Here is a 25,252-nt window from a genome sequence, read left to right as displayed (position 1 = left end):
AATAATGTTCTACTAAATGAAAAAAATCCGGGGGTAACAGCGATCGGAAGAACAATCTGCACGCGAAGCGGCTCCACTGTAACTCATTTTCCTCTTCCCAATCATAAATTTACTTGGAGGTTTCTCACCTAATGAGTCGGAACAACAACATAAAAACTAACCTGAAATTACTTACACTATTTGCTGTCGTCATGCTGCTGGTTGGCGGATGCGGCGGTCAAAAGCAGGCGGCACAAGAAACACAGCCTAAAGAAGCGACTTCCCCAAAAGAAGTGACTTTGAAAGTGGCGACACTGATTCCACCGATGACGGATGTGCTGGATATCGTAAAACCATTGCTCAAGCAGGACGGAGTTAATCTGGAAATCGTTGTGCTGTCGGACAATATCCAGCCGAATAACGCATTGGCAGCCCATGAAGTGGATGCAAACTTCTTTCAGCATGCTCCTTTTATGCAACAATACAATGAAAGCAACAAGTCTGATCTGGTAGCAGTCAAACCGATTTACAACGCCATCTATGGCGCATATTCCAAAAAATACAAGAAAATTAAAGACCTGCCTGAAGGTGCGACGATTGCAATTGCCAACGACCCAGCAAATACCGGACGTTCTCTCGTGATGATGGAGCAAAACGGTCTGATCAAGCTTAAAGAAGGCGTAGGCTATAATGCTACACAGGCTGATATTATTGAAAACAAGAAAAAGTTTGTGTTCAAAGAAGTGGATCTCTTGATGCTGGCGCGGTCGCTGGATGATGTGGACATGGCTGCCATGTATCCCGCTTATGCCAAGCCACTGGGCCTGACACCGAAGAAGGACGCGCTAATTACTGAAAAGGATGATACTCACTTTTCCATTAATCTGGTAGCGCGCAAGGATAATGCGGATTCGGAAGCCATTCAAAAGCTGGCGAAGCGAATGACGGGTCCAGAGGTTCGCAAATTTTTCGAGGATAATTACAAGGACAGCGTCATTCCAGCATTTTAAGTGAAAACGAGAGTTGAAACGTTGTTTTATGATGAGTTGTGGCCTGTATAAGGTAATGAAGTCTGTGATGAGCAGATGGAGTTCCTTGTGCAGGTCTTTTTTTATATCCTTTATATGGATATTTTTTAGCGAAAACAGGGTATAAAGTCTTAGTTTTTAAGGTTTTAGGGTGCATACACTGCTATAAATTTTAGTCATTAAGGGTGATGGAGTATTGCTTGCGAGCATATTAAAATAAATATACGAACAAGCATTCGTTTTTGGTTTTGTTAACAGTTTTTTTGTAGGGGTCAAAAAATTCAGCTGACAACGGATCAAAAGTGGAAGCAAGGAAAGAAGGGGAACGGCATGAAACTGGCTGTAACTGTAAAAAGTTTAGGGAAAAGAAAGCCGGAACTCGCAAAACAGGAAATAGAGCTGAATCCTGCCCCTGAAACTTTGCGAGAGCTGATTGCTGCTACCGTCGTCCTGAATGTCCGCAGATTGCGTGAAAAGCAGGAGAGTGTCGCACTGATTCCGTTCCTCACAGGGCAGGAGGTTCAGGCGCAGGGCGAGACAGGCAAGGTAGGATTCGGGTCCATCTATAATGATGGCGTTCCTGATGTGGAGGATGCAGTAAACACGGCGATGCAGGCTTTTGAAGACGGGTTGTACAGAGTTTTTGTACGTGATGAGGAAGCCGCTGTGCTGGATGCCCCTTTGTTGCTTGAGGATGGAAACGAGATTGTATTTATACGGTTCACAATGCTGGCCGGAAGCCTATGGTAGAGGGGGAAATGAAATATGCATCAGGAGAAAAATGAGCAGGAATATTTCACCGAACTGAAGGGGCGCGCGGCGCAACTGGATGGACAACAACAGGAATTGGCCCAACATGTTATGGAACTGGGTCGAATTCATTACATACGCGAGAATGAGGAGCCTTTTAACGAATGCCAGCGCATATTAAAAGTACAGGCAGAAGCAAGCGGAGAGCCGCTGTTCAAGCCACTGGCAGAGGTGCTGCGTCAGTTGATTGGAACAACGGCTGGGGATGTGTTCGCATATATAACGGAGCATGTGACTGAATATCCTTACAGTACAGGGTATGAGCGTAAACCGTTCCGTACCTCGGATATCACATTCCATACGTCGCGGATTTATAAAAGAATGGTGCAGCTTATCCGAATGGACTGGATCGGCTTCTCGCTTATAGATTATTTAACGAAAAAGGATTATGAACATGGGAATGACTATCGGATTCAAGAGGCGATTAGTGATTGGATAGCCTATGAGTTGGACAACGGTAATCCGCAGGTGTTGGAGGCGCTTAAAGGTATTATTTATGGCGATAACCAGACTGCGCTTCTTACGCGTGCCATGATAAAAGGAATGCTCTTGAGCCATCAAAAGGAGAATTACCATATGGTCGGCGAGCTTTTGGCAGCTGCCAAGCTTCAGGAGGGATTGCGCCAAAGCATCGTGGAGCAAATGGATGAAGGAACCCCGGAGGCTCTTGTATATCTGTTGAAGGTGATGATCGACCAGGGTTTCATTCGTTACAGCTCGGTGGTACGGGCGCTTGCGGTATGGACAGGCATGGGCTTGGAGTCTGCTAATCAGCGGGTGGTTCGCCAACTGATTGAGCAGGCGTATGAAGCATTGACGAATAGCGAGCTGCGTCAGGAATGGCTGACTAGCGCGAATGCCAATGAGGTATATATGAGCTTGTGGGCTACCGCAGTACATGAGGAACGTGATCTGTATGGACAAGTTCGACAAGTCATGGAACAGGGAGCACCTTATCAGAAGATTGTAGCGCTTTATGTACTCTCTAACAGTGAAAACAAGGATGTGCGTCTGGGGATTGCCAGAGAATATCTGAATGAGGCGGACCCGGAGCTTCAATATTGGGTATTGACGAACTATACAAGTAATTATTTTTACGAATGGGTAGAAGGCGGGACGGTCGCGGATCGAATCGTTAAAGTGGTGCATACTCCATTACTGGAGAATAAAGAAGAGCGACGCAAGGATTTTGAGCGACTTCATGCTCTGTTTGCAAAGATGAAAAAAGGCGAGTCTGCCGAGCCCTCCAAGGTGCTGGATTTTGTAAACGTTTATCACCGTTCGGATGCACCGATTCAAAAAATGCTGTATCTCGTCAGTTATGATATGGATGCGACCTGGATTGGACAAATCATAGCCTTAAAGGATCAAATGAGCCCTGATCTGCGTGGCGAGCTGCTGAATCAATTTGTGCGGAATCCGGATGATACGGTGCAACGTGAATTTATTTTCTCAAGCCTGTCCGACAAAAGTATGAGCATTCGCGAGTTCGCTGTTGCCAAGGCGCACAAGCTGACGCTGGCGGAAGAGGAAATGCAGCAAATGGAGGGGCTATTGAAGCTCAAGACAGGTTCTCTGCGGCAAAGTGTCATTGGTGTACTACTGGCACAGCCGGAGAAGTCTCTGAATAGTTCATTGGAGCGGTTGCTTCGGGCAAAGGCGGAGCTGCAACGATTGGGCGGACTGGAAATATTGACGAAGATTTATGCAGATCCCGAGCGTGCCGAGCAGTATGAAACGATCCAGCCTTTAGCAGATATCATTCAGCAGCCGACGGCTAAGGAGGAACAACTGCTGTCCAAGCTGGGGCAGGAGGATGCTTATACGGGGACAAACGGCTTTGGCTTGTACGAGCCTGCTGCCAAGGAGGCTTGGCTGGAGAAGCAGCCGGATCTGGGTGATTTCCGGTTGGGTGATGTTTTTGTGGGTTCATTGGAGAAGATGAAGCGGTTCCTGAGCGGACTGAATGAACTTGTCCACCAGCATCGTGATGTAGAATATACTGCTGAGTATTATTCGGGCTACAAAGAAACGCTGCTAATCGGCGCTAATTTTCGTACCGTACGCTTGGCTCAGCCTAATGAGGAAGCAGTTCCCATGCTGTCTTTATATCCTCTTCACGAGGAATGGAGTCGTTATTTGCAGGAGAGCGACATGGAAGCAAGTGAACTGCTAGAGCTTGTTTTATATGACCGATTGGATTCTATGGATCAAACACTTGATCGCTACTACCGTTATTTCTCCAATCATAACATGGACTATTCAGAATTGAGAAAGCACAAGCTGCTGGAAGGATGGCGTAAAGATTTCGCTGAACAAATGTATCCTTTAGATCGAATTAACGAGATGCAGCAATGGATAGCAGAGTTGACGTATAACGATCAGGTAAGCACGCTGATTAATGCTTATTTTCTGGACACTCCCGGTGATAAAACCTTTGATACCATTGATTTCTCGTTGAATATATTGATGCAAGCTATGCCCAAGGGCAGACCTGCTGAGGACATGGGAATGCTGCACCTGCTGTCCAGCCCGTGGATCGGGTTGGAGAAAGGGCGTGTATATGATGATGAGTCTTTTAAACGTTTTTTCCATACTTTTGTTAACTATAATGAACTGGCAGCTGTATTAAATCACTTTTATTCACCGCTGGATCTGGAGGATTATTTTAAAGCGTATGAAAAAGGGCTGATCGGTGTAGGAGAAGTGTATCGGGAACTGTTGGCTGGCAGTGATAGCAGAAGACATATGAGTTCCTTAACGAATGCCCGCAATACATGGATTGCCAGCAATCCGGAATTTTTGGAAATACGGCGTACGGTTATTGACCGACTGCTGAAGGTTGAATTGGTTCGAGGTGATTTGCCTACCGAGGCCACGCCAAAAGTGATGGGCTTGAGCCGGATTGAAGGGATGGATTATTTCATTCGTATTCTGGAGGGACTCGACAAGGAAACGTTCGTGCGTGGTTATGTGTATGGCTACGGTGATCGTATCACCAAAAAAGAATCGTTCAGCCACCTGCTCAAGGCATGTTATCCGCGTGATGGCGAGGATGCTGCTTTGCTTAAGGAAAAGCTGAATAACGCTAAAATTACGGATAAACGTCTGCTGGAGGCGGCAATGTATGCTCCACAGTGGATTGAAATTGTAGCAGGTTATCTTGGATGGGAAGGTCTTCGCAGTGCTGCATGGTACTTCCATGCGCATATCAATGAAGGTTTTTCCGCCGAGAAGGAAACGATTGTAGCTCATTATTCGCCGATTGCTCCGCAGGATTTTAATGATGGAGCCTTCGATATTCACTGGTTTCATGAGGCCTATGAGACGTTGGGCGAGGAACGATTTGACCTGCTGTACGACTGTGCCAAATATATTTCGGCTGGAGCCAATCATCGCCGATCCCAGTTATTTGCGGATGCGACGCTGGGTAAGCTGAGACTGGGTGAAATGAAAAAGTCGGTGGAAGACAAACGGAACAAGGAACATTTGCTGACCTACAGTCTGATTCCTCTTGTGAAACCTCCTGAACCAGATGTACGGGAACGTTATGACTTCATCCAGAAGTTTCTGGAACAGAGCAAAAAATTTGGGGCACAGCGTAAGGCCAGTGAAGCTCTGGTTTCACGAATTGCGCTTGGGAATTTGGCACGTAACGCAGGCTATGATGATGTAACCCGGCTTGTGTGGGATATGGAAGCCCGTAAGCTGGAGGATCTCCGGTCTTATTTTGAGCCACATGCTTTGGAAGAGGCTACAACGATACAGCTTGTCATTGATGAGGAAGGAACGGCAGATATTGAGATTGTCAGCAAAGGGAAGACGCTGAAATCTATTCCGGCTCGCTTCAAGAAGGATGAGTATGTTGCTGCGTTGAAGGAGCTTAAAGGCGATCTGGTAGATCAGTACCGTAGAGCCCGCAAGGAATTGGAACGCTCTATGGAGTCCGGCACGGCCTTTATGATGAAGGAGTTAACGGGATTATTAGGCAACCCTGTGCTTGCTCCGTTGGTGCGGACGCTAGTTTTCAAGGCTGGAGAACGCCTGGGATATTTCAATGAAGATACATCAGGGTTGGCTGATCCCTCGGGTCAACAGTATCCTGTAGGTGAAGAGGACAAGCTGATCATCGCTCATCCGCTCCATTTGTATGAAAGTGGTCGTTGGAGCGACTTCCAGAAGGATTTATTTGACCGCCAGATTCGGCAGCCGTTTAAACAGGTGTTCCGTGAGCTGTATTTGCCGAATGCAGATGAACGTGCAAGTGCCACCGTTTCCCGTCGATATGCAGGACATCAGGTACAGCCGAATAAGACGGTAGCCCTGCTGAAAGGTCGCCAGTGGACGGTCAGCTATGAGGAAGGACTACAGAAGGTGTATTATGCCGAAAACCTGATTGCTAACCTGTACGCGATGGCAGATTGGTTCTCACCAGCCGATACCGAGGCTCCTACACTGGAGACGGTGCAATTCTTTGATCGGACAACGTATAAGAGTGTGCCGTTGGAGGAAGTTCCTCCCGTGCTGTTCTCGGAAGTCATGCGGGATGTAGATTTGGTCGTCAGTGTCGCCCATGTGGGCGGTGTTGATCCGGAAGCCAGTCTTACGACCCTTGAAATGCGCAGCGTTATTGTGCAGGAATCGCTGCGTTTGCTGAAAATCAGTAATGTACGTTTGGATGGCAATTATGCGCGCGTAGACGGAAGTCTTGGTGAATATGCGGTGCATTTGGGAAGCGGCGGTGTCTACAAGCAGGCGAAGGGAGCGCTGCATATCATTCCGGTGCATTCGCAGCATCGTGGGCGCATCTTCCTGCCGTTCCTGGATGAAGATCCAAGAACAGCCGAGATTTTATCCAAAATTGTACTGCTGGCTGAGGATCAGAAAATCAAGGACCCGCAAATTCTTACGCAGCTTCAGGCGTAGGATAGAAGCTGTGATATAGAGATTCATATTGAAGTAGCGTGAAGCCCTGTCCATGCAGATCCGTGTGGCAGGGCTTCATTATTTGTGCCCAGATAATTCTTTTGTTCCTGGCAGGCGTTTGCTAGAATAAAGGGGATTGTGTAAGTCAACGTTGACCATATTGCAGGGAGGGACACAAGTATGAGCAAGAAGATCAAATGGGGAATTGTCGGCACAGGATGGATTGCAGATCAATTCGTCGCGGATTTGGCGCATGTTACGAACGGGGAAGGGTACGCTGTAGGATCACGCACTATTGAAAGCGCTACCGAATTTGCAGCCAAGCATCAAATTGCACGCGCTTATGGAAGCTACGAGGAACTGGCTCAAGATCCCGAGGTAGATGCTATATACATAGGCACTCCTCATCCTTTTCATAAAGAAAATGTTCTGACGGCTCTTCGGGCGGGGAAAGCCGTTCTGTGTGAGAAGCCTTTCACCGTGAATAGTGGGGAACTGGAGGAACTGATCGGCTTAGCACGTGAACATAAGCTATTCCTGATGGAAGCGATGTGGACACGCTTTTTGCCTCCGATTCGCCAAGTGCGGGAGTGGATAGACGCGGGACGAATTGGTGAGGTGAAGCTGGTTAAGGCGGAATTTGGTTTTCGCGTAGATTGGAATCCCGAGGGACGGCTACTGAACCCCGATTTGGGCGGAGGTGCTTTATTAGATACGGGAATTTATCCGGTTTCTTTTGCTTCGATGGTGTTCGGTCCTGAACCCAAGCATGTATGGAGTACCGCTCATATCGGGGAAACGGGTGTTGACGAGACGTTTTCCATCCTGCTGGATTACGGAAATGGACGTACGGCTGTGCTCAATGGGGCGGTTCGTCTCGGATTGACGAATGAGGCATATATCCATGGCACAAAGGGATATATCCGCATTCCATCTTTCCTGAATAGCACGTCGGCTACTTTACATGTGGACGGCGAAGAGGTACAAACCTTTCAGGATGACCGAGCTTCCACAGGGTATGCCTTTGAAGCAGAAGAAGTGGGGCGCTGCCTGAATGAAGGCTTGCTCGAAAGTTCCACGATATCTTTGGATGAATCACTGGGCATTATGAAGCTGATGGATCAGATTCGCGCACAGTGGGGGCTTCGATATCCTTTTGAGTAATTGAATTATGAATTGAATTGAATTGAATTGAATTGATTAAAGAATAAACCACTTAAAGTCGAAAGAGCTTTTTAAGCTCTTTCGACTTTTTTGTGTACACCATTTGGAATGAATGCAATCCCCACAAGTTGGCTGATATGAAAATGAATAATGTTCATAGGGAGTAGTTCCTAGAATTTTTCAATGGAATTTTCAGAAATGTACGGTAGGGTGTTGTACATGTCGCTTGAGCCAGTGCGGCTGTTGCGATCAGACCGATTAGATCGGCATGAACACGAAACCAGTAGCGAATTCCAATAGACGAATCTCATCCAGCAAACATGGATCGAGGCTCGTCTTTTTGGACATATCCACTCAGCTCTCCAAAGAACTAAGTGATGTAGCGGCCTCCTTGCAAGTGGTACAATAACCATTATGACCATTCGAGAAGGACGTTGAGATGATGAAAAATTTGCTCGTTTCGGGCTACCGTGCCCATGAATTGAATATTTTCAACCAAAAGCACGAAGGCATTCCATATATCAAAAAGGCGATCACAGGCAGGCTCATTCCCCTGATTGAAGAAGGACTGGAGTGGATTATTACCCCGGGTCAGTACGGAGTGGATCTGTGGGCCTGTGAAGTAGCAATTTCACTGAAGCAGCAGTATCCTCACTTAAAATGCTCGATTATGGTGGCCTATCAAAATATGGAGGAAAAGTGGAAGGAGGATAAAAAGGAGTATTTTCAGCAGATTTGTGAGGGAGTTGACTATGTGGGAGTCGTCAGTCGCCAGCCTTATCAGGGAATATGGCAGCTCAAGGCACGGGATGAACTGCTTTTCCGCAAAACCGATGGTTTATTGCTCGTTTATGACGAGGATGCCGGGGAGGGCAGCCCACGTTTTATGAAAGAAATGGCATTGAAAAAACAACAGGCAGAAGGCTATCAATATATCAGCATTAGCTCAGAGGATATCCAAAGCATAGCGGATGAAGAACGCTTATTCATGGACCTCTGATTTTTAAAGCATTAGCTCGGATTTTTGAACAAAAAGGGCGAATGCGTCCCTTTACTTTCATGTAAGCGCTAACATAAAATTTAAACAACAATAATCTATCAGTCAGATAAAATAAATTTATTGAAAAAACAAACCATGAAAGGAGTTAAGGATTCAGATGAAAAAAAGATTTCGGTATACCGCGTTGCTCTGTCTCGGTGTCATTTTGTGTGGAACAGTCCCCCCGATGGATAGCCAGGTCTCTGCTGCATCTACGAGGCAAATGGAAAAGCTGAACCGGGGAGTCGTTGCGGTCAAGATGCCAGAGGGCGTGCTGGTGAGCTGGCGGCTGCTGGGCACAGAAGCGGATTCGGTCAGCTTCAATCTGTACAGAGGGACAAGCAAGGTCAATGATGCGCCGATTACGTCGAAAACCAACTTTTTGGACAAGACAGGTACGACTTCCTCTTCGTACACGGTTCGTGCCGTGGTGAATGGAACAGAACAGGCTGCTTCTCCTGCGGTAAAGGTTTGGAGCAACAACTATCTGGATGTTCCCATCCAGCAGCCTGCAGGCGGTACAACCCCGGATAATGTGAGCTACACGTACAATGCCAATGACGCCAGTGTAGGTGATCTGGATGGGGATGGCGAGTATGAGATTGTGTTAAAATGGGACCCTTCCAATGCCAAGGACAATTCGCAATCCGGCTACACGGGAAATGCATTTTTGGACGGCTACAAGCTGGATGGAACACGCAAATGGCGAATCGACCTGGGCCGGAACATTCGGGCTGGAGCGCACTACACGCAATTTCTCGTTTATGATTTTGACGGAGACGGCAAGGCGGAAATCGTATGCAAAACAGCAGACGGCACTAAAGACGGCACAGGTGTAACCATCGGCAACGCTTCGGCGGATTATCGTAATGCCAGTGGTTATATTTTGGACGGGCCCGAATTTCTGACCGTGTTCTCGGGCGATACGGGCAAAGCACTCAGCACAATTGACTATGTGCCGCCACGGGGAACGGTATCCAGCTGGGGAGATAATTATGGCAACCGGGTGGACCGTTTTCTCGCCGGGATTGCTTATCTGGATGGTGTACGGCCGAGCATAGTCATGGCACGGGGGTATTACACTCGAACGGTTCTGGTCGCGTATGATTGGCGTAATGGTAGCTTGAATCGACGTTGGACCTTTGATAGCAGCAGCTCGATCAATGCCGGAACCGCCGGACAGGGCAACCATAGCTTGAGTGTGGCGGATGTGGATGGAGACGATAAGGATGAAATTGTGTACGGTTCGCTGGTGGTGGACGATAACGGAGCGAAGCTGGCTAACACGGGCATGGGACATGGGGATGCGCTTCATGTCGGAGATTTGGACCCGGACCGTTCAGGCTATGAAGTGTTCAAGGTAAACGAGGACAAAAATGCGACCTACGGCGCTGCCATGTATGACCCGCGTAATGGAAACATTTTATGGGGCGTAAATACAGGCAAGGATACCGGGAGAGGCATGTCGGCAGACATTGATCCCCGTACAAAAGGAAACGAGCAATGGGCGCCGGGGATCGGCGTGCGTTCGGCTAAAGGAGAGCTTATTACGAATACGCTGCCGTCCTCCATTAACTTTGGAATTTGGTGGGATGGCGATCTGCTGCGTGAGCTGCTGGATCATACCTCATCGAGCGCTGGTAAAATCGACAAGTGGAACTATACCAACTCGACTACCTCCAATTTGCTTACGGCTACAGGCACCAGCTCCAATAACGGAACGAAAGGAACACCATCCTTGCAGGCTGATCTGTTTGGCGACTGGCGCGAGGAAGTGATTTGGCGCAAAAGCGACAATTCCGCCCTACGAATCTACACAACGCCGTATGAGTCAGAGTATCGTTTTTATACACTTATGCATGATCCGTTGTATCGTTTGAGTATAGCGTGGCAGAACTTGGCCTATAATCAGCCGCCGCACACTGGGTTTTATCTGGGAGAAGGGATGTCGAAGCCCGCGCAGCCGAATATATACACCCCTTGATTTACAGGTTGGTCTGAAGGTCGAAATGAAACGAGAATGAACAAAAACGGAAAGGGCCCCGGGTTGATCGGAGCTCTTTTTGTCATGTAATTATGTAGTAGATCCGATAAGGTGTGTTATTCATATCCACGCAGGAATCTACCGATAAAATACAAAGTAATACACATTTTCTATGAATGACAACAATAGAAGGAGCGCATGACGAATGGGAAGAAAAGTGTTGATTGGTTTTGCTATATTTATGGGCGTCATTATTTTATTTTGCGTGATTACGGTAGGTTCGATCTGGAGTCACCGGAATACGGCTGTGAAGCTGGAAGGAAGAATTGAGGCTCAATATCTATCGAACCAGTCCAGCTACGATAATATGTGGAAGAAATTTAAGGAAATGACGCAGGTCACGGATTTACAGGCTGGACAGGTCAAAGAGGTATATACCGGAATGATTACCGGACGATATAATGATACGAATTTGCTGTATCAAGCGGTGCATGAACAAAATCCCCGTCTGGCCACATCTGTTTATACGGATCTACAGCGTGAAATTGCCGCTAGTCGCCAGCAGTTTGATAACAACCAGAAGCAAATGATGGATATCGTGCGGGAATATAACACGTATATCAAGGTACATTTTATTATGGCTTCCCTGACTAATATGAAAACATATGATATGTCCCAATATATCGTAACTTCTGACCAAACCGAGGATGCTTTTACCAAGAAGAAAGCGGATGAAATCCGTCTGAAATAGGGGGATCATTGTATGTATTGGTTTATCCCTCTCATCATATTCGTAGGGTTGATTCCAGTGAAGCTACTGACCGGGACCCGCTGGAAAACGATCATTTGGACTGCTATTTTCAGTGCTGTATTGACGGCTGTGACGATCTACATTGATTTCCGCATAGAGACTTGGGATACCGAGGTATGGTCCGGCAAAGTCACAGATTGGCACCATAAGGAAGAGTGGGATGAGTGGCATCCGCCTAGGAAAAGCTGTAGTAAAGACAGTAATGGTAAAGAGAAGTGTACGAGACATAGCGGCTACTGGGAGCATCACAAAGCGGAAAACTCCATTTATACCACAGATGACGGATGGATTCGTGTGGATCGTGCGCCCGATGGCAGCACGTTTGGGGATAGCTGGCCCAACAATACCGCGACACTGAAATGGTTCTGGCCCTATGGCACACCGAGTGCTTCGACGCATGATTATCTGAACAAAGTACAGGCTTCCTACTCCATTTTCAGACATAAGGATATAGACGTGGAGCAATACTCCGACCTGCCGGAGTACCCCAAGGCTGTACTCAATTATATTGATATTCACCGTATTATCGGTCAGGTTCCTAACAAAGCAAAGGCATTACGTATGCTGGCGAGCATGAACACTGAACTGAACAAGCCTGTACCCAACCCGGAAAAACCGGGAAAAACCAAGTCATGGAAGCAGGTCAATTTGATTTTTGTTAATGTGGGCTTGAATAAAACACAGGACTATGGCTTCGCGCTTCAGGACAAATGGGAGGGCGGGAACAAAAACGATTTTGTCGTAGCCTTCTCTACCAACGAAAACAATGAACTGCTATGGGTTTACCCGTTTTCGTGGAGTGAAGTGGAACTGCTAAAAATAGAGGTCCGTGATTACATGATGAACGTACACCAGCTCACCGATTTTGTACCCATTGTCAAGAAGGTAGGAAACATGGTGGCAGCCCGCTTTGAGCGCAAGTCTTTTTCCGATTTTGATTATTTGCAGATTGATATTAGCTTGGGAGGATGGCTTTCCATATGCGCTCTTAACCTGATGCTGGTGGGCTTATACTGCCAGCATGTTATGGAGCAAAAAAGAGAACGACAACTTCGGGAGCAGAGATTGACAGGCTAGATGTGGCATCACCTTTGCAGCCTTCTTTTTCAGAAGAGAGCCAACGTATGATTTTCATAAAAAAGGGAACATTAGTTCTTATTGGTGAAATATACGTATGAAAAAGGAGGCGGGATATGTGACTACTCTAACGACCGAAGGTATGATTGCGCTCGTAACCAATGTCGGGTTCCCTGCTGCATTAAGTCTGATTCTGTTAAAATACATCCTTGTCACCCTCAGCCGCAGATTGGAGCAGCTTGACCGGTCTGTTAAGCAGCTGTCACGATCCCTGGAAGAGGTGGAGGCAAAGCGGGTGAAGCAGTCAAAAGAACCGTGCCCGACAAATACGGACAAACTTCGTGCAGAATGAACAAATCAAGGCAAATAGAAACAATTTAGCAACCCAATTGTGGCAGGAGATTCTTATAATAGAAACGTGTGCAGTTTATGCAGGTATATGATTATGGAGGTGCATGTAATGATGAAAACAGGTATGAAAATAAATACGAAGCTATCCGCGCTGTGCATTGCAGCCGCACTTATGAGCGTGGCGCAGGCCGCCGCCGCCGCGCCTGTCGTGACCGCTCCAGCGGAAGCGACGCAGCCGGGCCTTGCCAGTCCGGCCGCAGCAGCCCCGGCCCAGGTGCCAGCAGCATCTGCGTCGGTTACGACGCCGGCCCCGGCACAAGCGCCGTCGGTTCCAGCTACATCAGCCCCGGCTCCAGCCGTCGATTCCGCCAAGGCCGCTACACCAGCAGCTCCGTCTGCGCCAGCACCGCGTCCATCCGCACCGGTAGCGCCAGCGGCTGCTCCGTCCGTGCCGTCGACTGCGAAGCCGTCTAAGCCGCAGCAGCCGTCCACCTCGGCGCCAGCAGCAGCCGCGGCTGCCAGCGTGAAGCCAACGCAGCTGGACAAGCTGAATCACGAGAGCGCCATTCCGCTCGTGCTGGAGGCGCAGTCACGTTATCTGTACGCGATCAGCGGTGGCAGCACGGTGGGCGAATCGTTCCAGTGGAACGGCAAAAGCTACCGCTATCTGTCCGAGGACATAGGCACCAAGACCAAGCTGATCAGCTATCTGTCGCAGGCCTACACCAAGCAGGCCAGTGAGCAATTTGTCAGCAAATTTTTCGTTGAAGCCAACGGAAAACTAGCTCAGCTGAACGCAGATGGTGGTAACCTGCTGGAGTTCAATCGGGCTACAGCGAAAATGGTGACGATGACTCCGGTTAAGCGCAGCTATCTGCTGACTGTGCCTTATCCGGCAGGAACCAAGCAGGCGAACGAGAAAATCACCGTGAATTTTGAAAAGGTCGGCAGCTACTGGAAAATCAGCTCCGCGCCGCATATCATTTTCTAAATTAAGATTTTGCTACGTTATTCACAAATGGAGTAAAGTGAGGTTGAGGCTTGTTTCGTAAGTCCCAATTCAAGGCAGGGGAGTGCTGTGCAATGATGACACCCATCAAGGTAAAAGACGTTAAGGATATTGAAAAAATCAATCAAATCGTTTCGAATTATACCTATGATATTTGGATTCATGGCAAAAGCGGCATGGCAGATGCCAAATCTATTTTGGGCATGTATGTGCTAAAGCTGGATGAACCGCTGACTCTGGTGGTACCCGACACCGTTAATCCCAAAAAACTGTTTAAGGAGCTGGAGGAATTTATTCATTTTCCTGCTCAAGAAGGATAACAGACACGTAAACACCTGTAGACGCTGCATGCTCTAACTAAAAATAATGCAAAGAAGCCGTGGAATGCTTAGATCCCACGGCTTCTTTTTTAATGCTCCTCCTCGTCCAAAAACGGGAGATTCACCGAATAGTACATCACACCCATCAGCAGCACACCGCCAACCAGATTTCCGAGCGTAACCGGAACGAGGTTATGGATCACACCAGCAACAGAGACCGTACCCGGATGGTCCAGCACGAGCGCAATGGCGAAAGTACACATATTAGCCACACTATGCTCATATCCCGAAATGAAAAAGCAAAATACGAACAGCATCATCGCAAACATCTTCGCGCCATTTTCCTTCATAAACATCGGAACAAAAAAGGCAAGGCAGACCAGCCAGTTACACAAAATAGCTCGGAAGAACAGCTGCATTGCGGGCGCTTCCATCTTGTGCTCCACCACGTTCAGCAAAAAACTGTTCACATTGGAGGACTCAAACAGCCCAGTTAAGAAAATAAGGAGTGCGAACACCCCGGCACCCAGCAAATTACCGCCATAGCTGGCAGCCCACAGCCGAAGCACCTGTCCCCAGCGCAGCTTTTTACGGAGCGCAGCATAGGTGTAATAAAAGGTGTTGCCTGTAAACAAATCCCCGCCGCCGTAAGCAATCAGAATGATGGCCGCCCCGAACGTGAGCGCTGCCATAGGATAAGTGAATGGAGATTGCTCCATGTAAAAAAAGTTGCCCGTCTTGAAGGCCACAATCACGCCGAACCCGATGAACATACTCGCCAGCATGGAACGAGCCACATAGCGGAGCAGGCTTTGCTTGTAAATTTTGTACTTCTTCATGGCTAGCTGTTCAACATTGCGTAAGCCTTCCGTCTCCATTTCCAACGACAACCCCCTATTTTCTCGATGTAAGTCTTTAAACAGACCTTATTTTTCCCTAAACATGGCCCAGTCAGTCAGCAACCCTGTTAGCTTATAACAAGCCAAGCTTTTGCAGCCCGTACAAAATGCCGTCTTCATCTGCGCGTTTTGTGACCATTTTAGCTGCGGCCTTGGCTTCATCACAGCCGTTACCCATTGCGACACTATGATGTACAGCCGTCAGCATTTCCACATCGTTCAAGCCGTCGCCAAAAGCGTATTGATTTTCATCGGCAATGCCCAGTCTGGACGTAATTTCGCGGATGCCTATTGCTTTGGAGCCGGCGTGAGGAACAACGTCCACAGAACTCGGATGCCAGCGTACAAAGTCAAAAGCTTTGAATACTGCTTCATAGAAGGGTTCTTCTTCTACCGTACACATCAACAGCGTCTGATAAATATCTCTTCCCTGAAAATAAAGCGGATCGTATCCAACCGACAGCTTGGCCTTGAACGTTTGAAGTGATTTTTGTACAAGCTCATCGTTAGGAATATTAGCCTTCATGTTGGCATGGTCCATATATACGATCGCATGGTTATGAGTGAGAGCCATATCAGTCATCACTTGCAAAGCTTCTCTGTTCAACGGATTGGTAGCAACCACTTCTCCCCGAAGCACGACATATTGACCATTAAAGCTGACGTAAGAATCAATTTCCAGCTGCTCACGGATTTCCTTGAACATAAACGGCGCGCGTCCTGTGGCAATGGCTACCTCATGACCTTGCTCTTTCAAAGCAAAGACAGCCTTTTCAGCCGTTAGTGGCATTTTTTTGTCATCGTCCAGTAATGTACCGTCGATATCGAAAAAGATAATTTTTTTGTCTGACATGTTCTTACACCTGACTTTCAATAATGTATTGTCGAAATGAACTCATATGGATTCATTATATCAAAGGAACTGCTTCTGAATATACAAATACGTATAAATCCTCATGAATGTCTGTCTTCTATAGCTTACAATATAAAATAAGGATTACTGTAAAATATAATGCCTATCTCCTATTTTCATAGACGGGATGTGATCATCATAACTAAAATTCAAGTCACACCGGAGCAACTGGATCACGTGGCCTCCCAATTTGCCAATGCTCACGGAACACTGAATAACCAGTTAAACGGCCTGGATAGCACAATGAACAGCCTTCACAGCCAGTGGGACGGTATGGAGAGAAATCGCTTTTATAACGACTATCGAACGGCTAAATATACGCTTTCTTCCGTGTTGAACAAGGTTCAATCCATTGAAATTGAGCTGAAAAGCATAGCTTCGAAGTTTAGAAACGCGGATGATAACCCGCGTGGCTTCTGGACCGCGCTGGCGGCGGCTATGAGCGCAAGTGCAGCGCTGGAGGGCGATGGAGAAGCTGGAAACCATGCTGGGGATGCCTCCAAGTCGCCCAAAAGCATAGATGATTGGGATCAGGCTGACGCCGATAAATACCTGCAATATGACAAACTCCTGAAAGATGCCGAGGCGATTGGAGACAAGCAAGCTATGCAGAAAATCCACGACCAGATGAACGTCCTGCGGCTGCAATATGAGGATTCAGTTACCCGCACAGATTACAATACAGGAGAAACGTCCAAGATCACATCCGATTCTCTCGTTGCCGTCACCGAGCTGACGGGGAAGGATGGCACGAAAACGGATATTTATATAGATAAAAAAGGAAATATTGTCAGTTACGAGCAAAATACCGACAAATATGATTATTGGGTCCAAGAGCATACCCAATCCGCCGGAGAGCACGCTCTGGGTAAAACGGCCCAGACCGTCACCGGATATGGCATAGGTCTTATTTTGTCGCGTGGGACTGGCGTTAGTGACGCAGGCTCGAGCATTAGTTCCAGCGCAGCCTCCGGCTGGGAAGAGCATGTCGTCGGCATCGGTGGCGGTATGATCAGTGACCAGGTGCTATTCTCTGTATCGGATGAAGGCGAAACCCGCACCATGATCTACCGAACTGACAAGGAAACCGGACATATCGAAAACATGATCATCGTCACCAAAGGTGAGAATGAAATGGAATACAGCTATTGGGAGGACTATAAATAGAAGTGGTCCAGGGTATGAAACGACATTAGCAACTCGAATAGGAGTATCTATACAATCTACAGTCTTTTTTTCTGGAACGGTGAGTGGCAGTTGAAAACTGTAAAACTCGCTAGCTGGAGAAGTCTGTAGATTTTTTTGTTTCTTAATTGAAAAAAGACGCAGTGACTTCCACTGAATTGGAAGGCTGCGCCTTTTGTTTTTTAAATTAAATTTTACTGAGCTTCCCCGTTCAAATAACGATAAAAGGGAGCATCCACCCAGAAGTGGTAGCTTTCCACCTCTACACCTGGCTTGATCTTACGTAAGCCATCGGCAATGGAGGAAGCCTTGTCCGTCAGCGAAAAAGACTGGGCGTAATAGCGTCCCGCGCTGACCCGATTGTTCGCAATCTCCGTGTAGGCTGAGCCGGGGGAGGACAGGGAGGAATAGAGCGGCTGCCACCAGGACTGAGCGATCAGACCGGCTTGGTCTTTACTGTTCTTTTTGGCGTATTGGTTGATGATGGAGTCAAAACGATTCTTCTGCCCGATCGTCGCAAATTCGAGGGCAAGGTCATATTCCTTGGAGTAGGCGATATAGTTGCCGTTGTTGCTTTGTGCGACTTTATAGTCTTCGGTCTGGACAGGCTGTCCCCATTCTTTCAAGTATACAAAAGCCGAAGTTTTTGGCTCTAGCTGTACATTGGCTTGAATACCCTCGCTGCGAAGCAGCCCGATCAGTTGGATCGCGTGCTTGAGATCGCTGTGTCCATAGGTGAGGGACAGCTTCGGATCAAAATGGGCATCATAGCGGCTGTCCTTGATATTGTAGCCTGTGAACAGATTCTGCTGAAGTCCTGTGTCGAACAGGGCTTGCAGCTCCGGGGATTGGACGAGTATCTGTGTATTATAGGCCTGATGGATTTTAGCAAAAATATCGTCGTCCTGCACTTGGCCGATGGCATTTTTGTATTCGCCGTGGAATGCCAGCACACGGCTTAGCACCTCGGCGGTGAATGACGCATCGGCTTGCTCGCCCGGCTGGAAGGAGGACAGCGCGCTTTGCGGCAGCAGTCCTGTATCTACAGCGACTGCCAGATGGGTCTCAGCAGTTCGAGCCAATGTACGAATCCCCGATTTTGTTAGCACGGCCTGCGCCTTATCCGCAGGGTATGTAGCAGCCAACTCAGTCAATCCAGCGGCTTTTACAGCTATACGGATCGCGTCATTTTGTGTCAGGGGAACAGACGGTTTTATGTCAGTGTTATCCAGAATACCTTCTGCATACAGTGCTGCCGCTTGGGCATACAACGGATCATTTGACTTTAAGCCTGTAAAGGCGGTGTTTTTGTCCGCAGAAGCTGTACTTGAGCTGTTCAGGTTCAGCACAGTGGCAAGAGAAGCGATATATTCCCCTCTTGTCGGGGATGAGGATAATTGGATGTTAAAACGGTCCTTTAGATAGGTGAGCTGGTGGTCCGAATCAGTAACAGAGCCAGAAGCGGAGCTGGTTACTTGCTGGACGACCGGGGCTGCCGCGGGTGCGGCATAGGAATCAACAGGACTGGAAAAGGCAGCGATGAGTAGAGCGGCGGATAGAGGAATTATTTTCCAAGAGGACGATCTTAGGCTAGTCAAAGGTGCGGTCATGTGAAATTTCCTCCTAAATTAGCTGTACTATTTTATATTATTCCTAGCGAAATACTTGTGATTTGATAGAATGATATCTTGTTCCTCTCAAACTGTCAATCCATCTAGAAGAATAGGGCTGTATTTAGCTTCATAATCCATATGGTTATATCTGTGTGGTATCTATGGACTTGCAATTAGGGTACCAAATGATAGATGATGGAAGAGGGTCTTTTTTCAGAAAATAGGGCTAAAGATAGAGAGGATACCGACAAAAAATAGACCGGATTTACCGTATTTTTGTATATTATTGTAGAAAAAGATCGTAATTCAGGTTATAGTAAAGGAAGAAATTAACTAGTATGCGTTTCACCCAAATACGATTTTGTGGAGGGCAACATGAGTACATTTAAAAATTGGCTGAGCACGACTAAGAAGGGTCTTGGAGACCAGGTTAAGAAGTTTAAAAATAAAGATTTCATGGAAGCTGTTGTTGCGGGTTGTGCGCTGGTAGCCTTTGCTGACGGTACCATTAGTCCGGAAGAGAAATCAAAGATGGCCGGATACATAAATCTCAGTGAAGAATTGAAAGTGTTTGATATGGGCGAGGTCATTAGCCGTTTCAATCACTATGTAGCGAACTTTGAATTTTCGCCTGAAATCGGCAAACAGGAAGCACTCAAAGCGATTGGCAAATTGAAAGGCAAGCCTGAAGTGGGCCGACTCGTCGTTGGCGTATGTAGTGCCATTGGTGCTGCTGACGGTGACTTTGATGCAGATGAACAACGAATTGTCGCTGAAATTTGCGGTGCGCTGGGTTTGAATCCGTCTGAATTTAGTCTGTAAATTTTACGGAAGGGAGGTGTGTTAATCAGTGGCTGTAATTAATCTGGTTAAGGGCCAGAAAATTGATTTGACCAAAGGAAACGCAGGTCTAACCAAAGTTATTGCTGGATTGGGATGGGACCCTGTGCAGTCCAAAGGATTTTTTGGCTTCAAGAAGCAACCGAATATTGATTGTGACGCTTCTGCCATTATGTTGGACGCCAACGGAAAACTGACTCAGTCGGATAACGTAATATGCTTCCACAATAAAAAAAGCCCATGTGGCTCAATCGTACATTCCGGTGATAATTTGACTGGACAAGGTGACGGTGATGATGAACAAATTGTAATTGACTTGGCACGTATTCCTGCCAGTGTCCACAAAGTGCTTGTTGTTGTAAATATATATGATTGCGTAAACCGGAAACAGGATTTTGGCATGATCGAGAAAGCGTATATCCGCATTCTGGACGGTTCTAATTCCAAGGAACTGGTCACGTTTAATTTATCTGACAATTATGAAGGGCTGACTGCATTGGTTTGTGGAGAACTCTATCGTCATAACGACGAATGGAAGTTTGCTGCCATCGGTGAAGGCACGAATGCCGTACATATTGATGTGCTGGCTCAGCGCTACATGTAATTTTATTTTACGAATACCAAACTTAATTATGGAAAAGGGGTTCTTATCATGGCAATTAACTTATCCAAAGGTCAAAAGATTGATTTGACGAAAACAAATCCAGGCTTGTCCAAAATCACGGTTGGCTTGGGTTGGGACACGAATAAATACGATGGCGGTAAAGATTTTGACCTGGACGTATCTGTATTTTTGGCTAATGCAGAAGGTAAAGTAGAATCGGATAAGAACTTCGTCTTTTTCAATAACCCGCAAAATGAGAACGGCTCTGTCGTCCATACTGGGGATAACCGTACTGGCGAAGGCGACGGAGATGACGAGCAAATCAAAATTGATTTGGGCAGCGTGCCAGCTAACGTAGAAAAGATCGCTTTTACAATTACAATCTATGAAGCACAAGAACGCAGCCAAAACTTTGGACAAGTGTCCCGTGCTTATGCTCGTATCGTAAATGAAGCGAACAATGAAGAATTGATCCGCTTTGATTTGGGAGAAGATTTCTCGATCGAAACGGGCGTTGTTGTAGGCGAATTGTATCGTAACAGCGGTGAGTGGAAATTCAGTGCCATCGGTAGTGGTTATCAGGATGGTCTTGCAGGATTGACTCGCGATTACGGTTTGGCGTAACTAAAATCTGTACAAAGAAAGCAGGTATGCGGTATGACTATTAGTCTTTCCAAAGGACAACGCATTGATCTGACCAAAACCAATCCCGGCTTGACCCGTGTTGTCGTAGGTCTTGGATGGGATACGAATAAATACAGCGGTGGCGCGGATTTTGACCTGGATGCTTCGGCTTTCCTGCTGTATGAAGACGGCAAAGCAAAAGCTGCGGATGATTTTGTATTTTACAACAATCCAAACGGCGGAGCAGGATCTGTGACCCATACAGGCGATAACCGCACAGGTGAAGGGGATGGGGATGACGAGCAAATCATCGTTGATTTTGCGAAGATTCCTGCGAACATCCACCGTATCGGGATCACGGTTACCATTTATGATTACGAGGCGCGTGCGCAAAACTTTGGACAAGTGTCCAATGCTTTCGTACGTGTGGTAGATGCAGCGACGGATCGTGAAGTGCTGCGCTACGATTTGGGAGAGGATTTCTCCACTGAAACGGCCGTGGTATTCTGTGAATTTTACCGTCAAAATGCGGACTGGAAATTCCAGGCAATCGGTAGCGGCTTTGCTGGTGGATTGGGTGCGCTTGCTAAAAACTATGGCTTGGACGCTCAATAATATCCACTTGGGGTGGTGTCCATAGGGCGCTACCCTTTTTTTTAGGCCATTAAATTGCATGCGCTGACACATGACAAACGGACAGAAAGGTGACACAATCATGGCTGTTATCGTAGTAAAGGGACAGAAGGCAGATTTGACGAAAACGAATCCGGGTCTGACCCAGGTCAACGTAGGGATCGGCTGGGAGTCCCCAGCGACACTGGAACTGGATACTTCGGCATTTTTGTTAGGCTCTGGAGGAAAGGTGTCAGGCGATGAGGATTTGATCTTTTACAACAATCCGACCACGCCCTTCATCACGTATTCAGACGGACAACAGTCGGGTGACAAAAAGCAATTTGCACTTGATCTAACGCGGATTCCTGCCAACATTGAGAAGATTGCGTTCACGCTGACGATTTATGATGCGGATCAGAAACGGCAAAATTTTGGACAGGTTCAAGGCGGATTCATTCGTTTTTCTCATCCGGTTAGCGGAGAGGTTTTGCGGCTTAATTTGGACAGCGGATTTACAGTGGAAACGGCCATTGTCATTGGTGAGCTGTATCGCCATAACGGGGAATGGAAATTCAACGCGATTGGCGCGGGCTTTTCCGGTGGATTGGATGCGTTGTGCGTCAATTTTGGGATTGAAGTGGAAAATAATCCGGCTCCTCCGGCGCCAGTGCCTCCAGCGCCTCGACCAGCACCAACACCGCCGCCAGCGCCACCTGCTCCGAAGCCAGAGCCATCTGCAACACCAGTGAATCTGAACCTGCGCAAAATTGAGCTGAAGAAGAAGGGCGACACCATCAATCTGAAAAAAGGCTCAGGTGGATTAGGAGAGCTCCTGATCAATCTGAACTGGAATCAGGTACAGCAGAGCAAGGGCTTTTTCAGTCGTGGCTCCAAGGGTGTCGATCTGGATCTGGGCTGCTTGTATGAGATGAAGGACGGAGATAAAGGGGTGGTTCAGGCGCTGGGTGAAGCTTTCGGCTCGCTGAATCGCTTCCCATACATTGCTTTGGACGGCGACGACCGTACAGGGTCTGTGAAAACAGGGGAGAATCTCCGCATCAACGGCGCTAAAATTTCTGAAATCAAGCGAATTTTGGTGTTTACCTTTATCTATGAAGGGGTTACGAACTGGTCGCAGGCGGACGGAGTGGTCACGTTGCATCAGAAGGACGGACCGGACATTGTTGTTCACTTGAACGAACATGACAACCGCAAGGGGATGTGTGCGATTGCCATGCTCCAAAACGTGAACGATGAAACGTTCAGCATTGAAAGACTCGTGCAGTTCTATGGCGGCCATCGTGAGTTGGATCGTGCATATAACTGGGGCATGCGCTGGTCGCAGGGTAGCAAATAAACTGAATTATCGGAGGCACTCTTTTCATGTTGAATGATTTATTTAAAAATATCAGCGAGAACTACGGCCATTTTTTTTCATGGAGTGATGTTGTAGCTACACTTTCTGACCCGGTGAGTTGGGGGATTATTGGAACTCTCATTTTGCTGGAAGGTCTTTTGTCGGCGGATAACGCCTTGGTTCTCGCAGTTATGGTTAAGCATTTACCGAAGGAGCAACAAAAGAGAGCCTTGTTTTACGGAATTTTGGGAGCGTATATATTCAGGTTCCTCGCGATCGGCTTGGGTACATTCCTGATTAAGTTCACGCTGATTAAGGTACTGGGTGCGGCCTATCTTCTTTATATTGCATATAAGGGCTTATTCAAGTCCGAAGCGGATGGAGAAGTGGAGAACAAACCTATTTCTTTCTGGAAAACCGTATTAATGGTAGAGCTGATGGATATTGCCTTCAGTATTGACAGTGTCATTGCCGCTTTTGGTGTAAGTGAACAGGTATGGGTTCTGTTCCTGGGTGGTATTATCGGCGTTCTGATGATGCGCGGTGTTGCACAAGTGTTCCTCAAGCTCATTGATAAATTTCCGGAACTGGAACAGACAGCCTTTATTTTGATCGCCATTATCGGGGGTAAGATGCTGGCTGCTGCTTTTGGCTTTCATATGTCGCAGGTTTTATTCTTCGGCATTTTGATTGCCGTCTTTGTAGGCACAATGGTGATTAGCTCGGCGAAAAGAAAGAAAAAGGCCGACGAAGAGGCTTAATGTACAAAGTATAGCGAAATCCCTCCTGAACCTAAGGGGGGATTTCTTGTATACCCGAGGCACAGGGCTTCAGTCAGGCAAGAAAGAGCAAGAGGAGGAGAAGGCCCTGAAATATTTTAATGATTTGACCTCTGAGGAAGTAGAAGCGATCTTTTGTACGCCGCCGTCCGAATTTAATAACCGATCCCCAAAAAGTGTATTGGCTTATGCGGTAGGAGCGGCTTTGTACATGCCTGCGACCCGTTCGGAAGTAGCGGAAGAGATCAAGAATGGAAAACATGAAGGATTGACGACGGTCATGCTGGATTTGGAGGATGCCATAGGGGATCAGCAGGTCGGGCAGGCAGAACAGTCGCTGACACAGCAGTTGCTTCAACTATTATCGTATGTACGGACAGGCGTGATGAGTGAACAGAGTTTACCGCTGCTGTTTGTACGTGTGCGATCTGTGGAACAGTTGGAACGGCTACTGAACGGGTTGGGAGAATCTCTGTCGCTGCTGACAGGCTTTGTTTTGCCCAAGTTTTCTTCTCACAATGGACGAGCATATTTTGAACTCATTGCCAGATATAACCGGGGTAAGGCTGAACGGAACATCCCTGTGCTGTACGGATTACCGATCCTCGAAAGCTCCAACATTATTTATCGGGAAACCCGCTGGAATGAGCTGCTGTCGATCAAAGAGATTTTGGATGAGTATGAGGAATATGTGCTGAATGTACGAATTGGGGCAACTGATTTTTCCAGCCTGTTCGGCTTGAGACGTAGCCCGGATATTACAATCTATGAAATTGCCGTCATTCGGGATTGCATCGCTGATATTATTAACTTGTTTGGACGGGTAGATTCGGATTATGTCATTTCCGGCCCAGTATGGGAATATTTCTCCCATCGGGAACGTGTATTTAAGCCTCAATTAAGAGTGTCGCCCTTTGAGGATGCATTTGGTAAGCAGGGACGCAATCTGCGAATGGACTTCATTTCAGATGCGGTGGACGGACTAATACGAGAGGTCATGATGGACAAGGAAAATGGCATCATCGGCAAAACAATCATCCATCCTTCCCATATTAAGCCGGTACAGGCCATGTACGCAGTGACACATGAAGAGTACATGGATGCCCTCGCGATTGTGGAGCGTAATGACGGTAGTCTGGGTGTATTCAAAAGCACCTATGCCAACAAAATGAATGAAATTAAGCCGCATTTAAATTGGGCTTATCGTATTATAAACAGATCAAAAGTATACGGGGTGTTACATGAACAACAACATTTTGTCAGTCTCTTACCCAACCACGAAAACACATCTGCTGCCGATCCTGGAGCAGTTCAGCGTTAAAATT

The 25,252-nt window shown here is 47.2% G+C and carries 22 protein-coding genes; 19 read left to right on the top strand and 3 right to left on the bottom strand.

Annotation, left to right across the window (positions count from 1 at the left end):
* Window positions 1–131: 131 nt before the first annotated feature.
* The 11 genes from ACIFQM_RS10050 to ACIFQM_RS10000 all read left to right on the top strand — a co-directional run bounded on the left by ACIFQM_RS10050 (window position 132) and on the right by ACIFQM_RS10000 (window position 14,498).
* Entirely contained in the window at window positions 132–989 is an 858-nt protein-coding gene (locus ACIFQM_RS10050) for a MetQ/NlpA family ABC transporter substrate-binding protein (protein ID WP_430042360.1), read from the top strand.
* A 348-nt stretch (window positions 990–1,337) separates the two neighbouring features.
* Window positions 1,338–1,757 (top strand): hypothetical protein, encoded by a 420-nt coding sequence (locus ACIFQM_RS10045; protein WP_430042362.1) that lies wholly within the window; start codon window positions 1,338–1,340, stop codon window positions 1,755–1,757.
* Window positions 1,758–1,772: 15 nt separating this feature from the next.
* Entirely contained in the window at window positions 1,773–6,743 is a 4,971-nt protein-coding gene (locus ACIFQM_RS10040; protein WP_430042364.1) for a DUF4132 domain-containing protein, read from the top strand.
* A 180-nt stretch (window positions 6,744–6,923) separates the two neighbouring features.
* The gene (locus tag ACIFQM_RS10035) at window positions 6,924–7,907 is read left to right on the top strand and encodes a Gfo/Idh/MocA family protein (protein WP_430042365.1); all 984 of its coding nucleotides are present in this window, start codon (window positions 6,924–6,926) and stop codon (window positions 7,905–7,907) included.
* Window positions 7,908–8,349: 442 nt separating this feature from the next.
* A complete protein-coding gene (locus ACIFQM_RS10030) occupies window positions 8,350–8,907 on the top strand; it encodes an SLOG family protein (protein WP_044646637.1) in 558 nt (185 codons plus the stop codon).
* Window positions 8,908–9,133: 226 nt separating this feature from the next.
* Window positions 9,134–10,930 (top strand): rhamnogalacturonan lyase, encoded by a 1,797-nt coding sequence (locus ACIFQM_RS10025; RefSeq protein ID WP_430042490.1) that lies wholly within the window; start codon window positions 9,134–9,136, stop codon window positions 10,928–10,930.
* 205 nt (window positions 10,931–11,135) lie between these two features.
* Window positions 11,136–11,681 (top strand): hypothetical protein, encoded by a 546-nt coding sequence (locus ACIFQM_RS10020; protein ID WP_430042366.1) that lies wholly within the window; start codon window positions 11,136–11,138, stop codon window positions 11,679–11,681.
* Window positions 11,682–11,693: 12 nt separating this feature from the next.
* Entirely contained in the window at window positions 11,694–12,818 is a 1,125-nt protein-coding gene (locus ACIFQM_RS10015; protein WP_430042367.1) for a hypothetical protein, read from the top strand.
* A gap of 118 nt (window positions 12,819–12,936) precedes the next feature.
* The gene (locus tag ACIFQM_RS10010; RefSeq protein ID WP_430042369.1) at window positions 12,937–13,170 is read left to right on the top strand and encodes a hypothetical protein; all 234 of its coding nucleotides are present in this window, start codon (window positions 12,937–12,939) and stop codon (window positions 13,168–13,170) included.
* A gap of 123 nt (window positions 13,171–13,293) precedes the next feature.
* The gene (locus ACIFQM_RS10005; protein ID WP_430042493.1) at window positions 13,294–14,160 is read left to right on the top strand and encodes a DL-endopeptidase inhibitor IseA family protein; all 867 of its coding nucleotides are present in this window, start codon (window positions 13,294–13,296) and stop codon (window positions 14,158–14,160) included.
* Between the two features lie 92 nt (window positions 14,161–14,252).
* Entirely contained in the window at window positions 14,253–14,498 is a 246-nt protein-coding gene (locus tag ACIFQM_RS10000) for an HPr family phosphocarrier protein (protein ID WP_014279995.1), read from the top strand.
* Window positions 14,499–14,587: 89 nt separating this feature from the next.
* Here ACIFQM_RS10000 and ACIFQM_RS09995 read toward each other — a convergent pair whose 3' ends face one another.
* Entirely contained in the window at window positions 14,588–15,376 is a 789-nt protein-coding gene (locus tag ACIFQM_RS09995; protein ID WP_430042495.1) for a formate/nitrite transporter family protein, read from the bottom strand.
* A 94-nt stretch (window positions 15,377–15,470) separates the two neighbouring features.
* Complete coding sequence (locus ACIFQM_RS09990; protein WP_430042373.1) at window positions 15,471–16,250, bottom strand: Cof-type HAD-IIB family hydrolase; 780 nt, start codon at window positions 16,248–16,250, stop codon at window positions 15,471–15,473.
* A gap of 159 nt (window positions 16,251–16,409) precedes the next feature.
* On the opposite strand from ACIFQM_RS09990, the gene ACIFQM_RS09985 reads away from it, so the two are divergent.
* Window positions 16,410–17,477: a WXG100 family type VII secretion target gene (locus ACIFQM_RS09985; protein ID WP_430065409.1), complete on the top strand. Its 1,068-nt coding sequence runs from the start codon at window positions 16,410–16,412 to the stop codon at window positions 17,475–17,477.
* Between the two features lie 212 nt (window positions 17,478–17,689).
* Here the strand turns inward: ACIFQM_RS09985 and ACIFQM_RS09980 are convergent, their stop codons facing one another.
* The gene (locus ACIFQM_RS09980) at window positions 17,690–19,105 is read right to left on the bottom strand and encodes a hypothetical protein (RefSeq protein WP_430042377.1); all 1,416 of its coding nucleotides are present in this window, start codon (window positions 19,103–19,105) and stop codon (window positions 17,690–17,692) included.
* A 378-nt stretch (window positions 19,106–19,483) separates the two neighbouring features.
* Between ACIFQM_RS09980 and ACIFQM_RS09975 the strand changes: the two genes are divergently transcribed.
* The 7 genes from ACIFQM_RS09975 to ACIFQM_RS09945 all read left to right on the top strand — a co-directional run bounded on the left by ACIFQM_RS09975 (window position 19,484) and on the right by ACIFQM_RS09945 (window position 25,248).
* Window positions 19,484–19,930 carry a tellurite resistance TerB family protein gene (locus tag ACIFQM_RS09975; protein ID WP_430042378.1) on the top strand — a complete coding sequence of 149 codons (447 nt, stop codon included), beginning with the start codon at window positions 19,484–19,486 and terminating at the stop codon, window positions 19,928–19,930.
* Window positions 19,931–19,958: 28 nt separating this feature from the next.
* Window positions 19,959–20,552: a TerD family protein gene (locus ACIFQM_RS09970; RefSeq protein ID WP_430042380.1), complete on the top strand. Its 594-nt coding sequence runs from the start codon at window positions 19,959–19,961 to the stop codon at window positions 20,550–20,552.
* A 48-nt stretch (window positions 20,553–20,600) separates the two neighbouring features.
* Complete coding sequence (locus ACIFQM_RS09965) at window positions 20,601–21,176, top strand: TerD family protein (protein ID WP_430042381.1); 576 nt, start codon at window positions 20,601–20,603, stop codon at window positions 21,174–21,176.
* Window positions 21,177–21,209: 33 nt separating this feature from the next.
* Entirely contained in the window at window positions 21,210–21,791 is a 582-nt protein-coding gene (locus tag ACIFQM_RS09960) for a TerD family protein (protein ID WP_430042383.1), read from the top strand.
* Window positions 21,792–21,891: 100 nt separating this feature from the next.
* Window positions 21,892–23,148 carry a TerD family protein gene (locus ACIFQM_RS09955; RefSeq protein ID WP_430042385.1) on the top strand — a complete coding sequence of 419 codons (1,257 nt, stop codon included), beginning with the start codon at window positions 21,892–21,894 and terminating at the stop codon, window positions 23,146–23,148.
* Between the two features lie 26 nt (window positions 23,149–23,174).
* On the top strand, window positions 23,175–23,909 hold the full coding sequence (locus tag ACIFQM_RS09950) for a TerC family protein (protein WP_430047565.1): 735 nt from the start codon (window positions 23,175–23,177) through the stop codon (window positions 23,907–23,909).
* 124 nt (window positions 23,910–24,033) lie between these two features.
* Window positions 24,034–25,248 carry an HpcH/HpaI aldolase/citrate lyase family protein gene (locus ACIFQM_RS09945; protein WP_430042497.1) on the top strand — a complete coding sequence of 405 codons (1,215 nt, stop codon included), beginning with the start codon at window positions 24,034–24,036 and terminating at the stop codon, window positions 25,246–25,248.
* The last annotated feature ends 4 nt before the right edge of the window (window positions 25,249–25,252 follow it).

The organism is Paenibacillus sp. NRS-1782, from assembly GCF_050467685.1.
Lineage (GTDB): Bacteria > Bacillota > Bacilli > Paenibacillales > Paenibacillaceae > Paenibacillus > Paenibacillus terrae_A.
Note: the sequence above shows the minus strand (reverse complement) of the source record. Positions and strands in the feature narration are given on the sequence as shown.

Excerpts from the sequence above, each read along its gene's own strand:
- ACIFQM_RS10015 (WP_430042367.1), top strand. The coding sequence starts at position 11,694 with ATGTATTGGTTTATCCCTCTCATCATATTCGTAGGGTTGATTCCAGTG.
- ACIFQM_RS10040 (WP_430042364.1), top strand. The coding sequence starts at position 1,773 with ATGCATCAGGAGAAAAATGAGCAGGAATATTTCACCGAACTGAAGGGG.
- ACIFQM_RS09960 (WP_430042383.1), top strand. The coding sequence starts at position 21,210 with ATGACTATTAGTCTTTCCAAAGGACAACGCATTGATCTGACCAAAACC.
- ACIFQM_RS09955 (WP_430042385.1), top strand. The coding sequence starts at position 21,892 with ATGGCTGTTATCGTAGTAAAGGGACAGAAGGCAGATTTGACGAAAACG.
- ACIFQM_RS10005 (WP_430042493.1), top strand. The coding sequence starts at position 13,294 with ATGAAAATAAATACGAAGCTATCCGCGCTGTGCATTGCAGCCGCACTT.
- ACIFQM_RS09950 (WP_430047565.1), top strand. The coding sequence starts at position 23,175 with ATGTTGAATGATTTATTTAAAAATATCAGCGAGAACTACGGCCATTTT.
- ACIFQM_RS10000 (WP_014279995.1), top strand. The coding sequence starts at position 14,253 with ATGATGACACCCATCAAGGTAAAAGACGTTAAGGATATTGAAAAAATC.
- ACIFQM_RS09995 (WP_430042495.1), bottom strand. The coding sequence starts at position 15,376 with ATGGAGACGGAAGGCTTACGCAATGTTGAACAGCTAGCCATGAAGAAG.
- ACIFQM_RS10020 (WP_430042366.1), top strand. The coding sequence starts at position 11,136 with ATGGGAAGAAAAGTGTTGATTGGTTTTGCTATATTTATGGGCGTCATT.
- ACIFQM_RS10045 (WP_430042362.1), top strand. The coding sequence starts at position 1,338 with ATGAAACTGGCTGTAACTGTAAAAAGTTTAGGGAAAAGAAAGCCGGAA.
- ACIFQM_RS09975 (WP_430042378.1), top strand. The coding sequence starts at position 19,484 with ATGAGTACATTTAAAAATTGGCTGAGCACGACTAAGAAGGGTCTTGGA.
- ACIFQM_RS10030 (WP_044646637.1), top strand. The coding sequence starts at position 8,350 with ATGAAAAATTTGCTCGTTTCGGGCTACCGTGCCCATGAATTGAATATT.
- ACIFQM_RS10035 (WP_430042365.1), top strand. The coding sequence starts at position 6,924 with ATGAGCAAGAAGATCAAATGGGGAATTGTCGGCACAGGATGGATTGCA.
- ACIFQM_RS09985 (WP_430065409.1), top strand. The coding sequence starts at position 16,410 with ATGCCTATCTCCTATTTTCATAGACGGGATGTGATCATCATAACTAAA.
- ACIFQM_RS09990 (WP_430042373.1), bottom strand. The coding sequence starts at position 16,250 with ATGTCAGACAAAAAAATTATCTTTTTCGATATCGACGGTACATTACTG.
- ACIFQM_RS09965 (WP_430042381.1), top strand. The coding sequence starts at position 20,601 with ATGGCAATTAACTTATCCAAAGGTCAAAAGATTGATTTGACGAAAACA.
- ACIFQM_RS10025 (WP_430042490.1), top strand. The coding sequence starts at position 9,134 with ATGGATAGCCAGGTCTCTGCTGCATCTACGAGGCAAATGGAAAAGCTG.
- ACIFQM_RS10050 (WP_430042360.1), top strand. The coding sequence starts at position 132 with ATGAGTCGGAACAACAACATAAAAACTAACCTGAAATTACTTACACTA.
- ACIFQM_RS09980 (WP_430042377.1), bottom strand. The coding sequence starts at position 19,105 with ATGACCGCACCTTTGACTAGCCTAAGATCGTCCTCTTGGAAAATAATT.